The following is a 12,682-nucleotide window of genomic DNA, read 5'->3' as shown; positions in this document are numbered from 1 at the left end:
TTTAAAAAGGATAGATGAGTATTTGTAGTAAATATAAATCGAATTTCCGCTTATTACCAACTACCGACCCTACTTGCGCATGGCAATATTGCTTTTTACCATAAGCTGGCCAAAACGGACATTTTATGGGTGAATCGACATATGGCCAGCATATTCGACGAAAGACTGGGGATGACAGAACATGATATTGTGCCCTCAATTTATAATCGCTAAGGAGTTAAAGCCTTGCTCAAATGTGAAATATTAGAGCCCAAAGGCGCGCCAGATGCCGCTGTGATTTGGCTGCACGGCTTGGGTGCCAGTGGCCATGATTTTGTGCCTGTGGTTCCTCATCTTGGTCTGCCAGACAATCATGGTATTCGTTTTATATTCCCTCATGCGCCAGAAATACCGATTACCATTAACGGCGGAATGGTGATGCCGGGGTGGTATGACATTCTTGCGATGTCGATAGAGCGCGAGATTGACCTAGTTCAGATACAAGCTTCGTCCGCGGCGGTCGGAGAGTTAATTCAACGGGAATTGGATGCCGGTATAGATAGCAGTCGTATCGTATTAGCAGGTTTTAGCCAGGGCGGTGCCGTGGCGTATCACGCCGCGCTTTCTTATCCAAAACCCTTGGCGGGTTTGCTAACGATGTCTACGTATTTCGCAACCGCTAAGGAAGTGACGCTCTCCGATGCGAACAAGGCTCTACCTATTCATATTTTTCATGGCACTCAAGACCCAATGGTGCCAGAAACTATGGGACATACCGCTAATCAAATTTTACAAAGTATGGGCTTTAAGCCTAAATATCGTAGTTATCCGATGCAGCACGAAGTCTGTGGTGAGGAAATAGTCGATATTGGAAACAGTATTAAAGAGTGGCTCAAGGTCGGCGGTTAAACGGGCGGAAGAGGAGTTGGCGGTATTTTGGCAACTAACTAATGAGAACGACGGTAAACATATTTTTCATAATTTAATTACTTATATGCGAGATCGTAAAGAACACCGCGAACGTTGGGTAATTGTACTACAGCAGTCGACTATTCCTTTAGCGCTGATTAATGGCGCGGTTGATCCAGTGTCGGGCGCTCATATGGTCGCTCGTTATAAATAGCTCAACTGCCGGTTGGGCTATTTCGGCGTATTGGCAAATATTGGTCATTATCCTCAGGTGGAGGACTCTGACGGAGTGGTTAGGCATTATCTTGATTTTATGGAGGCGATAAAACATACGTCAAAGTGATTCAATGAACTAGCCCTAGATTAATGCGTTGCAAGGTGTTCCGTGCTGTAGGCTTTTTGGGAATCTTCGTCAGCCTGTTGCTTGAATTTTTTATTGGAAGAAGGGCTGGGAGTAAATTATCTTTACTGATTTAAACGCTAAAATGGATGCTAGGGAACAAGACAATTCCGTTTCTATACTTGGTCACTAATTCCTGTTTTAGTGGCGGTCTATTTCGGGCGTAAAAGCTGACTAATGGTTCTGAAGCGATTGACGATTAGTGACAGTAAAATCAAGAAACAACCCACCAACTGATTTGTGTTCATGGTTTCACCAAACCACGCCATTGCGATTAGCGTTGTCCACAGCGGTTCCAGTACCATGATTACCACGCCATGACTGTTCGCAGTCAAGCTCTGTGCATAGGTTTGACATAAGAAGCGCAGGGCCGTGCCAATTGTAGCGGATAGTAAAACCCAGCCAACTAATTCGGGCTGGAGATTGACGAATGTGGGGTACCAAGGCTCAAGCATCGCTGATACTGCGCCGGTAATTACGCCGGTGGTTCCTAGAACAATAGTCGTTAAGGCGAGTACAGGAACGTTGCCTTTTTTGATGCTCTCGCCATTTGCTAGTATCGATGATTGGGTATTGGTGGCCCGGGTATTCAGGTTGAAATACAACGCGAAAAAAGTGGCTGATGTCAGTAAAAGAATATGCGAAGTTTCTAGTTTCATCGCGTGATCTAGTGGTGCGCTAAAGGACAGAAAGCCAAGCCCAAGGACTGCGACAGGCAAGGCGAGCCACGTACTGTGGGGGATCGCCTCTTTAAATAGAAGTCTTGCAATGATGGGAACCATCACCACTCCGAGGCTGGCTAAGAATGCGGCCTCACCTACATGGCTAGCTTTGGCTAAGCCCGTAACCCAAAAACACATCGCAACGCCAAATACCATGCCTACCCGAGCGCCGTGAAACCAGCCAGATAGCGCTAGCTCGCCAAGTGCTTTGTAAGAGACGCAAGCGAGTAGCAAACCCGCCAGAATAAAACGTACCGACATAAATAATAGAGGCGGCATTTGCATTACCGCCTCTTTCGAGAACATCCAGCTGACGGCCGCCAATAGAGTTACTATCACAAGTATCAGATCGGCTTTATGGGCGTTGTTCAAGCGTTTTGGCCAGATTGGAGTGGAGCGTTAGTATACTGGTTTTCTCGGTCCATGGCCTGCTACCGCTATCTTCGCATTGAGGTCGAGTGATACTGGTATATCGTTGCTACTTTGTTGTTATACGATTTCGGGTTAATGAACCTTCAAAGATGAAATAAGGCGTTCATTTTTTTGTCTCAACGTCATCTTTTACGCATGAATCTTCGTATCGACCCAGTGGACTGTTTGTAAGTATTTTAGGGCGTATACCAATGCGTTTGTCGTATGAAGATGAATCTAGAGTGATAGAGATGGCGTGGGAAGATAGGACGCCATTCGAAGCTATTAAGCTTCAATTTGGCTTAAATGAGGCTATGGTTGTTAGTGTAATGCGTAGTCACTTGAAGCCGCAAAGCTTTAAGTCGTGGCGGAAAAGAGTAAGCGGGCGTTCCACAAAGCATTTGAAGCTAAGGAACCCAGAGGTGAGCAGAGCTTACTGTCCAACGCAATATAAGCATAAGTAACTGGGATGTGGGTTCACCGACTTTATTTCGACGTGACTAACTAGCGTCTGTAAACGTCGATCCCTGCTAGAATGCGGAGTCAAATTTCTCGTGATATTTACAGACATTTAAGGATGGTACGATGATCAAGTTTAGATACTTTCTTCTGCTTTGTGTGCTGCTTAAAGCGGGCATAGTATTTGCGGAATCGATACCGGCGGCGGTTAGCGCCTTAGATGTGTTTAAAAGCCCGTCATGCGGCTGCTGTGGCAAGTGGGTTGATCACCTTGAAGAGCATGGTTTTACTACTAAGGTCTATCATCCTGGGGATTTAGATCAGAAAAAAGTAGCTTTAGGCGTACCTCGAAATCTCAGCTCCTGCCATACCGGTGTTAGTGAAAATGGCTATTTCTTTGAGGGTCATGTTCCCGCGAGTGTCGTAGCGAGTTTCTTAGCTAATCCGCCGGCCGATGCTGCGGGATTGGCGGTTCCCGGTATGCCAGTGGGCAGCCCTGGCATGGAAATGGGAGGTCGGTTTACGCCATATAGTGTCATACTTGTGAAGAATGATGGAACAACAGAAGTCTTTGCTCGGATGGAGTCGTATAACGATCAGTTCTAGTAGCCGTCGCTTCTTAGTCGGAAGTTGTGTCACCGAATAATTAAAATGGGCACGGGCAGTGCGCTACGATTCGTTCACCCGTTGATGGATGATCAAATTCTAATGAGGCAGCATGCAGTAATAGTCGCGGCGCGAGTTGTGTTGAATTCTCAGAGTTATATAGATCGCAGCCTAAAATTGGGTGGCCAATTGCTAGGCTGTGAATTCTAAGTTGATGTGTTCTGCCGGTCAGCGGGGTAAAGAGCACTCGGGTTCGTTTAGGGTTTAACAATCTGGCGATGACTTGAAAATGACTTTGTGCTGCTTTACCTGTTACTTCGCAAATTTTAAGTACAGGAAAGTTCTCCGGGTCTTTCGCGATAGGAGCATCGATGGTGCCAACATTTTCCTTGAGATGTCCCATTAGTTCGCTGATATAGGTTTTTTGCATACTGCGATGCTGAAACTGCCTGCATAAATTAGCATTGACAGTTTTGTTTAGCGCTAAAATCATAATACCCGATGTACCTAAATCGAGGCGATGAGCAAGGGTGATCTCTGGGAATTTGTCGCGCATGCGAAAGTGTACTGAGTCTTTGTTTATCGGGTTTTTCCCTGAAAGACTCAGCAAGCCACTTGGTTTATTTATGAGTAGGATGTGCTCATCTTGAAACAGAATATCTATCTCTTCAAGGCAGGGCGGCGCGATAAAATCATCAATACCCGAACTCAAAATAGACACGGATTCTTTGATAAACCCACAGAATTAGCCACGAATTTTTGAGAACTCGTCGTCCATACGCATGAACATATAAATGCCCATTTTATTTTCATCGTCAGAGAAATTCTCAGTAAGACGTTTAATCACATTGCAGGCGCTGGCAATCATTTCGTTACAATGTTGCTGTCCTTCTGGGGTGAGTGTAATGAGTTTTTCCCGTCCAGAATGTGGATCCTCTTCCAGCTCTATATAGTGGAGGGGAGCTTTTGACAGGGCGCGCAAAGCTTTGGAAACACTGCTGCTGGTAATGTCATACCAGTTAGTCATTAATTTCACAATATCTTTACGGCTAATAGACTTTTCACCGCTGCGGACGGTTTCCGATCTAAGTATCCACATAATGACGGTTTGGTGGCGATCAAGGCGTCCGCATTCCATTAGTCCGGCTTCGATTTTCATCCCAATAGAAAAGTGAATGGGGTAAAAATAGTCCAAAAACATATTTGGCGCAGTTTCCTGGTCGACAGGCACGTCGTCGTACTTTCTCCAGCTGTTTTTCAATTGTTTTCCCAATATATTGATTTGTATGTGAATTTAGGGTCGATTTTGCGCAGTGTCAAGATCTATGATCTGTGACATTGTGAATATTGGAAATAGTGTCCAGTTGACACTATTTCTTTGTATCTATATTCTAGCTCGAAATGATAATGATTAGAGCAGGATGTGGATGTGAGTAGCAACCTTCAACGTCAGTTAGATATCTTGCGCGGCGCCTACCAATTGGAACGATTTCCATCGCTTTCAATAAGACTGGATCGCTTGCGTCGGGTAAAGGCCATGTTATCTGAAAATGAATCTGCGTGGTGTGAAGCCCTATCCGAAGATTTTGGCTATCGCTCGGTAGACCAGAGTTCATTTGCAGATATCACGACGAGTATTAAATCAGTAAACCATGCTTTAAAGAATTTGAAGTTTTGGATGAAGGCCGAGCGCAGAACGCCTGATTTAAGCTTGAGAATGAGCGGTGCCAAGACGTATGTAGAGGCCTTTCCTAAAGGTGTGGTAGGTATTGTGAGCCCCTGGAACTTCCCGATTAATTTGGCATTGTCGCCATTGGTATCGGTTTTGGCAGCGGGTAATCGCGCGTTTATAAAGCCATCAGAGGCGACGCCGGCGACATCGGCTTTACTCGAAACCTTAATTGCTAAGTATTTTTCCGATAGCGAAGTGTCAGTGGCATGCGGAGACGTCGATGTCGCACAAGCATTCGTTAAACTGCCATTTGATCATATTATTTACACCGGCGGAGAAGTGGTCGCCCGGCATATTATGCGTGACGCGGCAGAAAATCTTGTTCCACTTACCCTTGAGCTCGGTGGGAAATCACCAGTTATCGTCAGTGCGTCAGCCGATTTAAAATTGACTGCAAAGCGCATCGCCTTTGGTAAGTACTTTAATGCTGGGCAAATCTGCATTGCCCCAGATTACCTTTTAATTGCGCCAGAGCGATTAGACTCATTTCTGAGCGAGTTAAAGGCGGCTGTTGAAACAGCCGACTCAGCTCAGGGATCCGCAGATTCCGTGTCGGTAGTGAATGAGCGGCACCGCCAGCGACTAAATAATTTGGTGTTGGATGGCGAGAAGCAGGGCGGTCGTATCCTCACATTTTCGGGTGTCAATCAATCCGCCTACCAGTTAACAGTGGTGATTGATCCCTCAGATGATGCAAGCATCAATTGCGCTGAGATATTTGGGCCGGTGTTGCTCATAAGAACGATTGGCAACCTTGACGAGCAAATAGCGTATATCAATCAATCTTCACATCCCTTGGTTATTTATTATTTCGGTCGTAGCGAAGACGAGTTTCGACGTGTCGCGTGTGAAACCAGTTCGGGTGGTTTGGTCAAAAACGACGTTATTTTTCAATATGCCAACGACGACTTACCGTTTGGCGGGATTGGTGGTAGCGGCATGGGTAAGTATCGCGGCGAGTATGGTTTTAAAGAGTTCTCTAATAATCGGGCAGTGTATAAATCTGGATTTATAGATGTATCAGGCTTCGTCACACCCCCTTATTCAGATGTGTTCAGAATGGTTAACAAATTAATGAGGAAGATATGAATAATAATGCTTTGAGCGCTAGTGGCATCGACATCGACGCCCTCGTTAAAAATATGCTTTCGCCGGAATGTATTAGCAATCCTTACCCGGTCTATAAGCAATTACGTGCCCACGCACCTGTGAACGGTTTATTGGATTATCCACCGGGTACTGTTCCAGGTGTTGATACGCCGTATCCGGCTTGGGTCGTAACGCGCTATGAGGACGTTGACTACGTCTTGCGTAATCCTGAAATATTCTCGTCGGAAGATCCGATGCAGGCTAATTCAAGTGCACCCAGTTTGATGTTGGTTAATCATGATCGTCCTCGTCATACCGCATTAAGAAACTTGGCAAAAATGGCGTTTACGCCAAAGCGCATTCACGATGATATTGTTGATCGTCTGCGTATTGATATTATCAAAATTATAGATGCTGGCGTAAATTCCGAAATGGATTTTATGGTGGACGTGGCTGGCGTTATTCCTGCACTGGTAATGACTTACCTAATGGGCTTGCCCCGTGAAGATTACAAGCTGCTAGTTCGCTGGGCGAATGCCTTTATGGTGTCTTCAGATTTCACACCGGAAGAGCGCCAATCTTGTAATGTAGAGTTATTTCATTACTTTGTTGCCAAGGTTGAAAAACGCTACTCGGATATCGCGGCTGGTGTAAAAGTCTCTGACGATCTTATGACTGCGTTCATAAACGCAGAATACGAAGGTGATGTTCTGTCGAAGGAAGAGGTCATTCTTTTTTGTATTACCTTGGTTGTCGCCGGCGCTGAAACCACAACCTACTTTATCGGAAACTTAATGGGCGTCATGCTTGAAGACCCAACGTGGTTTTCGAAATTAAAAGAAGATCGCAGTCTTATCCGGCCGTTTATGGAAGAGTGTCTTCGTAGAGACGGGCCACCGCAGCGCTTATTCCGTCTTGTCCTCCAGGATTGTGAAATATCGGGACAAGCTATTAAAGCGGGCGATTGGATTGCCTTTTTTATGGCTGCCGCTAACCATGATGAAAGCGTATTTCCTGAGCCAGAAAAATTTATTATTGGGCGAAAAAATATCGCAAAGCACGTCACCTTTGGACGTGGTATCCATCACTGCCTTGGCGCGCCCCTCGCGCGAGTTGAGGCAGAAATAATGCTGAACGTGATATTGGATAAATGCGACGGAATCAAAGGTAGTTTGGCTGCTTCTCGTCGTCAGTCTGGCGGTCTATTGGCCTATGGTTTTAGCACTTTACCGGTAGAGCTTGTTGCTAAGAAAGCATAAGTAAATTTAATGAAAAATATCGATTAAGGGTTTGAACGTGCAGGTAATAGTAACAGATAGGGCAGGTGAAATAGCTGAGTACAACGTGGCAGGATTCTCTGAGCTATTTAGTGTTCTTAGCGATGAAATGAAAATAGATGCCTTGTGTGGTGGCTGCTGCTCCTGTGCAACATGCCACATTTATACTGATGAAGATGACGCGGTTAAATTATCTGATTGCGATGAGAATGAGCGCGACGTATTGGATGGCTTGTTGCATGTTCAAAGCGGCAGTAGATTACTGTGTCAATTAGCGTCGAAAGCAGAAATTAGTAAGTTAAATATCACAATAGCTCAAGCTGAATAGGGGAATAATAATGAGTGAGATCGAAACAAAAAAACTTGAAGAGGCAAATTTGGCGTTAACCAAAGAGGTGTTTTTCCGATTTGGTAGTCACGACGTGGATGGTATTGTGGAACTGCTCCATGAGGACGCTCATATTGAATTCTATGGTCCCAGTGAGATCCCCTACGCTGGAGACTATAACGGCTTAACCGAGTGTAGGGAGTTTTTTAAGACGGTTCTTTCTTCCGTCGATATTCATGTTTTCGAGGCGGAAGAATTCATTTGTGAGAATGACAAAGTCATTGTTGTTGGTAGACTTAGATTAACTACCAAAGTAAATGGTAATGAAATTAAGTCGCCCTTTGTTCATGTGATTACCTGTAAAGATGGGAAATGGTTGTGGTTCCGTGACTTTATGAATACCACTGTAGCTTACAAGGCGTTTACCAATAATGCTGCCTAGTCATCGTAGTTTTTACGCGTCGGATGTGGGTTTGTTTCTGCTGTTGGCAATACCATGCTTAAATGAATATGTAATTGGCTTGGTACTCTCCTTTGGTGATACAGACTTCTATGCTGGCTCGGCAAAGACTGCCTTGAATACTTTTGTCGGTATTGCTGGTGTGCTAGGGCTCGGATTTTCTTTACTAAGGCTGCGAATTAAAGATAGCAGAGATCTTGTTTTTATAAGTCTGCTGGTGAAATTGTTCGCTGGTAGCTGGTTGTTATTTGGCTATATGCAGGGCGTTTCTGCGGCACTGTTAATTCTTTCAATTGCCGACTTTGGCGCGGCGTTGGTTTTTATTGCTGCCTTTATAAAGAAGACATGAGTTTCAATTTTTAATCTGGAAGTGGTAGTTGCTAGCAGGCACCTAATAAGTCTGCGGTACTGTTAATAAAAATTAGATAAAAATGGTGTGTAAATAATGAATTACTTTTATCGAATGATGGCCTTGGCTATCGGTGGTAGTACAGCTATTTCGATTCCAATGACAGCGAATGCTGCTGGGCAAGGAAGCCGTTTGATCGAAGAGGTCATGGTGACTGCGCAAAAGCGTGAGGAGGACTCGCAAGATATCCCGATTATGATTAGCGCATTTAGTGGCGAAAAACTTGATGCAATGGGCGTTGACTCGACCGCAGATCTTCAAAAAATCACCCCTGGCTTAACTTTTACTTATGCTTATGGCTACACCGTGATTTATTTACGTGGTATTGGTACTGATGCATTTCTACCCAATGCTGACCCTAGTATTGCAACCTATATTGATGGCATAAACATCGGGCCTAGTCAGGGTAAGCAAGATACTCTAGGCGCTGTAAAGCGCGTGGAGGTTCTGAAGGGGCCACAGGGTACTTTGTTTGGTCGAAATGCCACAGGTGGTGCGATCAGTATTATCACTGAAGATCCACCAGAAGAATTCACTGGCTACCTGAAAACAGAAGTGGGTAATTACGACGCCAAAGCTAGCCAACTGTATTTAGGCCTGCCGGTTACAGATAGTCTAGGTTTAACCGTGTCGCTATTTAATAGTTCGCAAGGCCTATACGGTCGCAATGAAGTGAACGGCCAGCCTGGTCCAATGAAAGACGAGTTTGCCGAAGGCGCGCGGGTAAAAATGCGTTGGGATCCTTGGGACAGCTTTTCCATGACGTTGATTGCCTCTTACGGTAACCAATTTACTAGTAACTCTTTGTCACAAGAGAACACACGCCCCGCACCGGTATTGCTCGCAGGCGTCGAGGCAGACGAGCCGGATCGAGTTTGGCACAATAATGATCTTGGCGGTAACTCCACCATGAACGAGCTCTACGGTGGCATATTTGAATGGCATCCCGGCCCGGTTGATGTGAAATTTATTTATTCTGAGAACTACGCGATTGTTGATGAGGCGCATTACGACCTTGATTCAACTGAGCAAGCTGAAGCCTATTTCTATAGTGCCGACCAGTTTAATGATCAGAAAACCTATGAATTGCAGGTTTTGTCCAACGAAGATACCTGGCTGTCGGAAGACCTGCAGTGGGTTGCCGGTTTGTACCGTCTTGAAGGCGAGGGTGGCTTTGGTAGTTTATATTTAACACTCAATCCCGTCGGTTTAGCGGCTAACCTAGCGGGCTTGCCGAATCTTTTGAAGCCTATCTTAGGTCCAATACTCAATTCGACGCCCGACATTGTTCTCGGTAACGGCGGTATTCTTACCACCGAATCTAATTCTGCGTATGCGCAGGCCACCTGGTTTACTACTGATTGGTTTAACGTAACTGCAGGTGTTCGATACCAAGAAGAAGTGCGTGGTATTACCAATAGCTATTTAGATGTGGTTTTACCGACCGCTGGCGATCCGCCGAATGAGTACTATCGCTCCGGTGACCGCTCACAGAATATTCGTATCTCTGATTTTCAGGCGCCAGATCTTGAGGAAAAAACGGTTTCACCGCGGTTAGCAATACAGTTCTTTCCATCCGATAATCTGCAAATATTTGCGTCTGCGCAGCGTGGTTACAAGAGCCCAACCTATAATATTGTAAACTTCTTCACCAACCCCGACCCGGTTGATAAGGAAGAGGCTACTGCGTTTGAAATTGGTTTTAAATCAGATTTGTTTGACAGTACCTTGCGCTTAAATGGCGCTATTTTTAAGACTAAAATAGAAGGCTTGTTAACCGCCTTGGTTGCTATTCCCTCTGGAGGCATAGTGAGTTTTAAAAATGCGGGTACGGCTGAAATAGAAGGCGCTGAAATTGACTTTCAATGGCAGCCAATGGCAGACCTGAACCCCGGTTTAGTCTTTAGTGGTGGCGCAACATATTTGGATGCACTCTATACTGACTATAAAAACGGTGCAGGTTTTGATGATGACACTGGTTTGTACTTTGGAGACGACAGTTTAACCGGCGATCCAGCGCGCGACTTTAGCGGCAATCGCATTGTAAGAACGCCACGTTTTAGTTCAAGTGTTTCTGCTAACCAGTTCTTGAGTATGGGAGATTTCGGTAATCTGGAATTTGGTGTGGACTACTACTACAACAGTGGGTACAACACCACGCCGCAGGCATCTCCCTTTTTTATTCAAGACCAGTATGAAACTTGGGCCGGCCGTATCTCTTATTTCTATGATCCACTGGGCTTGCAGTTGACTGCCTTTGTGAATAACGCCAAAGACAAAGATTATACCCAGGCCATGGTGCAACAAGACTTTGGTCGCACAGTGACTTTAGCGCCACCGCGTACCTATGGTCTGAAGTTGAAATGGGATTTCGATACGTTGCTCTAAGTCGACCGATCGCTCTTGCGGAGGATATGTAACGGCGTGTCCTCCGCCTTTTTAATTATTGAGAATAAAAAGGAAGTAAGTATGAAGTTTAAAAACTATTTTTCTAAATCTATTGTTGGCGCTGCTTTACTTGCGGTCTCGTTGTCTGCAGTAAGTCGTGGCGCGTCTGCGCAGGCTGAGGTATTTAGTCTTTTATCGCTCACCGATGGTCCTTTGGCAACGCTGTATGCACCAATCGGTCAATTGGGTCTGTTGCCTGGGGCGCTTGAGAATGGCGGTGTATTTTTCATTGCCGGATCTGACATATTACTCGGAGGTGACAATCCTGTTGATACTTTAATTGGCTTGGGTGGTCCCTTAAAAGGCCAGCTAATACCAATATTTGACGTCTTGGTAGAAAATCCGTTGACCACGGTGGATTATATTTTGGGTGGTGGGACTATTATTTCGCCGGGTTTGACGATAGTTCCCCAGCTACCCCTGTTGAATTCACCGCTAATTGGTTTATAAGCTTTAGCGCAGTAATGGCCTTAGCATGTTCTCTAGGCCGTTTAGCTTTATTTCGTACATGAGTGCCAGTTGATCACCGAGTTTACCTGCCGGAAATCCCTGTTTGTGAAACCATACTAAATAGGGCTCCGGCAGTTCTAGCAATTTCCTACCTTGGTACTTTCCAAAGGGCATGATCTGATTCACGGCGTCGATTAATAATTGTGGATCTTGTTCAAGCGTCATTCTTGGGGCTCGTACTGTGCCAAGCATTTGCACCTAGGGCGATAAGCCGAAGCTGCTTCTCAGCTTTGAGGATTAACTCAGCATCATCCTCACCGCGTGGTCGGCCCATGAGCTGCTGAGTCACGATTTGAATCATCGAGCCAATCATCAAGCTAGCCAGCATTTGTAGGTCGTCTTCACTCCAATTATCGCTGCTCACTAATCTTGCTAAGTCGCTTGCGAGTTCTACTTCGAGTTGCTTGAACTCATCATTAATAGCGTTGCGGATAACTGCAACACCGCCATAGGCTTCTCGGCTAATGAATTGAAATTGGCGTCGATGAGCCCGTACATAGGTGACAAAGGTCTCTACGGAGCGGCGGATAATTAACTCTTCGGGAAGGGGGTTAGCGCGTACTGTGATTAGCATGGTGCGCAGTGTACTGAATGAAGAGGTGACCAGCTCCAAGCCTAGGCTGTCCATATCGGGGAAATGTCGGTAAAACGCGCCGGGTGTAATGCCAACTTCACGGGTAACTTCACGCAGGCTGATACCGTCGAAGCTCTTGTCGCGGTTTATCAGTTCTAAAACAGCTTCTAGTAATGCCTGTCGAGTATTAATTAGCGTATCGCCGTGGCTGCGATGGCGCTTTTGAGGACGACTCATAATGTTCTCGGGCTCTTGGTCGAGAAGGATGTGATTGCCGATCTAACGTATGCCCTAACAGCCTAGCTGTTGGCGTGGTATTTGCGATGATCAGTATTTAGAGGGTAAGTTTACAATCCTCCGCCGGATGTG

Annotated in this window: 16 protein-coding genes; 11 read left to right on the top strand and 5 right to left on the bottom strand. The window is 45.5% G+C overall.

The genetic code is table 11. The annotated features are described in order from the left end of the window. Window positions 1–225 precede the first annotated feature (225 nt). Window positions 226–888 carry an alpha/beta hydrolase gene (locus O9X78_RS13630; protein ID WP_269620259.1) on the top strand — a complete coding sequence of 221 codons (663 nt, stop codon included), beginning with the start codon at window positions 226–228 and terminating at the stop codon, window positions 886–888. After that, on the top strand, window positions 848–1,102 hold the full coding sequence (locus O9X78_RS13625) for a hypothetical protein (RefSeq protein WP_269620258.1): 255 nt from the start codon (window positions 848–850) through the stop codon (window positions 1,100–1,102). The genes O9X78_RS13630 and O9X78_RS13625 overlap by 41 nt, the downstream gene beginning before the upstream one ends. 338 nt (window positions 1,103–1,440) lie before the next feature. Here O9X78_RS13625 and O9X78_RS13620 read toward each other — a convergent pair whose 3' ends face one another. After that, complete coding sequence (locus O9X78_RS13620) at window positions 1,441–2,382, bottom strand: DMT family transporter (RefSeq protein ID WP_269620257.1); 942 nt, start codon at window positions 2,380–2,382, stop codon at window positions 1,441–1,443. Between the two features lie 251 nt (window positions 2,383–2,633). On the opposite strand from O9X78_RS13620, the gene O9X78_RS13615 reads away from it, so the two are divergent. Together O9X78_RS13615 and O9X78_RS13610 are read left to right on the top strand one after the other, a co-directional pair. Then, complete coding sequence (locus tag O9X78_RS13615) at window positions 2,634–2,885, top strand: TIGR03643 family protein (RefSeq protein ID WP_269620256.1); 252 nt, start codon at window positions 2,634–2,636, stop codon at window positions 2,883–2,885. Window positions 2,886–3,006: 121 nt separating this feature from the next. After that, window positions 3,007–3,486 carry a DUF411 domain-containing protein gene (locus tag O9X78_RS13610; protein ID WP_269620255.1) on the top strand — a complete coding sequence of 160 codons (480 nt, stop codon included), beginning with the start codon at window positions 3,007–3,009 and terminating at the stop codon, window positions 3,484–3,486. 40 nt (window positions 3,487–3,526) lie between these two features. On the opposite strand, the gene O9X78_RS13605 is transcribed toward O9X78_RS13610, so the two are convergent. Further along, on the bottom strand, window positions 3,527–4,207 hold the full coding sequence (locus tag O9X78_RS13605; RefSeq protein ID WP_269620254.1) for an RluA family pseudouridine synthase: 681 nt from the start codon (window positions 4,205–4,207) through the stop codon (window positions 3,527–3,529). 24 nt (window positions 4,208–4,231) lie between these two features. Then, the gene (locus O9X78_RS13600) at window positions 4,232–4,747 is read right to left on the bottom strand and encodes a MarR family winged helix-turn-helix transcriptional regulator (protein WP_269620253.1); all 516 of its coding nucleotides are present in this window, start codon (window positions 4,745–4,747) and stop codon (window positions 4,232–4,234) included. 168 nt (window positions 4,748–4,915) lie between these two features. Between O9X78_RS13600 and O9X78_RS13595 the strand changes: the two genes are divergently transcribed. The 7 genes from O9X78_RS13595 (at window position 4,916) to O9X78_RS13565 (ending at window position 11,679) form a co-directional block, all read left to right on the top strand. After that, window positions 4,916–6,307, top strand: a complete 1,392-nt coding sequence (locus O9X78_RS13595; protein WP_269620252.1) for an aldehyde dehydrogenase family protein — start codon at window positions 4,916–4,918, stop codon at window positions 6,305–6,307. Beyond that, window positions 6,304–7,566, top strand: a complete 1,263-nt coding sequence (locus O9X78_RS13590) for a cytochrome P450 (protein WP_269620251.1) — start codon at window positions 6,304–6,306, stop codon at window positions 7,564–7,566. Before O9X78_RS13595 ends, O9X78_RS13590 begins: the two co-directional genes overlap by 4 nt. 37 nt (window positions 7,567–7,603) lie before the next feature. Next, on the top strand, window positions 7,604–7,912 hold the full coding sequence (locus O9X78_RS13585; protein ID WP_269620250.1) for a 2Fe-2S iron-sulfur cluster-binding family protein: 309 nt from the start codon (window positions 7,604–7,606) through the stop codon (window positions 7,910–7,912). Between the two features lie 10 nt (window positions 7,913–7,922). Next, window positions 7,923–8,354 (top strand): nuclear transport factor 2 family protein, encoded by a 432-nt coding sequence (locus O9X78_RS13580; protein WP_269620249.1) that lies wholly within the window; start codon window positions 7,923–7,925, stop codon window positions 8,352–8,354. Next, window positions 8,344–8,721, top strand: a complete 378-nt coding sequence (locus O9X78_RS13575; RefSeq protein ID WP_269620248.1) for a hypothetical protein — start codon at window positions 8,344–8,346, stop codon at window positions 8,719–8,721. Before O9X78_RS13580 ends, O9X78_RS13575 begins: the two co-directional genes overlap by 11 nt. Window positions 8,722–8,817: 96 nt before the next feature. Continuing rightward, window positions 8,818–11,169 (top strand): TonB-dependent receptor, encoded by a 2,352-nt coding sequence (locus O9X78_RS13570; protein WP_269620247.1) that lies wholly within the window; start codon window positions 8,818–8,820, stop codon window positions 11,167–11,169. Between the two features lie 81 nt (window positions 11,170–11,250). Beyond that, window positions 11,251–11,679: a hypothetical protein gene (locus O9X78_RS13565; RefSeq protein WP_269620246.1), complete on the top strand. Its 429-nt coding sequence runs from the start codon at window positions 11,251–11,253 to the stop codon at window positions 11,677–11,679. Between the two features lie 3 nt (window positions 11,680–11,682). Here the strand turns inward: O9X78_RS13565 and O9X78_RS13560 are convergent, their stop codons facing one another. Next, window positions 11,683–11,904 (bottom strand): DUF3820 family protein, encoded by a 222-nt coding sequence (locus tag O9X78_RS13560; RefSeq protein ID WP_269620245.1) that lies wholly within the window; start codon window positions 11,902–11,904, stop codon window positions 11,683–11,685. Next, the gene (locus O9X78_RS13555; protein ID WP_269620244.1) at window positions 11,894–12,550 is read right to left on the bottom strand and encodes a TetR family transcriptional regulator; all 657 of its coding nucleotides are present in this window, start codon (window positions 12,548–12,550) and stop codon (window positions 11,894–11,896) included. The genes O9X78_RS13560 and O9X78_RS13555 overlap by 11 nt, the downstream gene beginning before the upstream one ends. Window positions 12,551–12,682: the final 132 nt, after the last annotated feature.

The sequence above is a fragment of the Zhongshania aquatica genome, assembly GCF_027257955.1.
Classification (GTDB): Bacteria; Pseudomonadota; Gammaproteobacteria; order Pseudomonadales; family Spongiibacteraceae; genus Spongiibacter; species Spongiibacter aquatica.
Note: the sequence above shows the minus strand (reverse complement) of the source record. Positions and strands in the feature narration are given on the sequence as shown.

Coding starts and splice junctions, on each gene's coding strand:
- O9X78_RS13580 (WP_269620249.1), top strand. CDS start 7,923: ATGAGTGAGATCGAAACAAAAAAACTTGAAGAGGCAAATTTGGCGTTA.
- O9X78_RS13565 (WP_269620246.1), top strand. CDS start 11,251: ATGAAGTTTAAAAACTATTTTTCTAAATCTATTGTTGGCGCTGCTTTA.
- O9X78_RS13555 (WP_269620244.1), bottom strand. CDS start 12,550: ATGAGTCGTCCTCAAAAGCGCCATCGCAGCCACGGCGATACGCTAATT.
- O9X78_RS13615 (WP_269620256.1), top strand. CDS start 2,634: ATGCGTTTGTCGTATGAAGATGAATCTAGAGTGATAGAGATGGCGTGG.
- O9X78_RS13590 (WP_269620251.1), top strand. CDS start 6,304: ATGAATAATAATGCTTTGAGCGCTAGTGGCATCGACATCGACGCCCTC.
- O9X78_RS13610 (WP_269620255.1), top strand. CDS start 3,007: ATGATCAAGTTTAGATACTTTCTTCTGCTTTGTGTGCTGCTTAAAGCG.
- O9X78_RS13575 (WP_269620248.1), top strand. CDS start 8,344: ATGCTGCCTAGTCATCGTAGTTTTTACGCGTCGGATGTGGGTTTGTTT.
- O9X78_RS13570 (WP_269620247.1), top strand. CDS start 8,818: ATGAATTACTTTTATCGAATGATGGCCTTGGCTATCGGTGGTAGTACA.
- O9X78_RS13560 (WP_269620245.1), bottom strand. CDS start 11,904: ATGACGCTTGAACAAGATCCACAATTATTAATCGACGCCGTGAATCAG.